The sequence below is a fragment of the Salinisphaera sp. G21_0 genome (genome assembly GCF_017744115.1).
Lineage (GTDB): Bacteria > Pseudomonadota > Gammaproteobacteria > Pseudomonadales > Endozoicomonadaceae > Endozoicomonas.
The window spans coordinates 1-630 of the sequence record NZ_JAGHQW010000238.1 but is presented as its reverse complement, the minus strand read 5'-3'; the positions used below and the strand labels follow the sequence as shown (position 1 = coordinate 630).

Below are 630 nucleotides of genomic sequence, written 5' to 3'. Positions count from 1 at the left end.
GAGACCCACTTGGGCTTGATGAAATAGTGGAATGGGATTTGGATTCATTGGCGACATTGGATTCATTGGCGACAGAGTCAGAACTGGTCAACAACGATGACTGGATGGAAGAGTTCCTACAAGGGCTGTGATATGCATACGGTTGAGAAGCTGGAAGCACTCCTGCCCTGGAATGTAAAAGCCAGCGGTGCGCTATCCCGTAACACATCTCACAGCCAGACTGCCTGACAAAACAGGTCAGCCTTCCCTGATACCGGCTGCCTGGAACTTTACCGGGCTGACCAGGTCAGTTCTATTGTTGTCATCCCCAGACGATTCTCCAACTGGAAACACAGGTAATCTCCGAAGAAACCATGCAGTCACCTTCCTCCTCAATAACCGCAGACACGGCATCCCCGTTAACATCCACTGAAGCCGGAAGGCACCAGCCAGCAAACAGCCGAAAACAAGAAAGAAAGCGATCCATGTCAGGTTACCAGGTGGAACAGACAACAACGGGCACAGGAACATTTCCACCGCATCAACTGCAATCTGAATCCGGGCCCATCCCATCCATAAAGCGCAGGCGTGTTACTGACAACAGCAGGAGTATTGTGTGTTCTGCAACTTCGCTACCTGCTAATCCGGAGC

General features: G+C 51.3%; 1 protein-coding gene. It reads right to left on the bottom strand.

The features are described 5' to 3' along the window. Positions 1–301 precede the first annotated feature (301 nt). Entirely contained in the window at positions 302–466 is a 165-nt protein-coding gene (locus J7439_RS25845; protein WP_209204925.1) for a hypothetical protein, read from the bottom strand. Positions 467–630 lie beyond the last annotated feature (164 nt).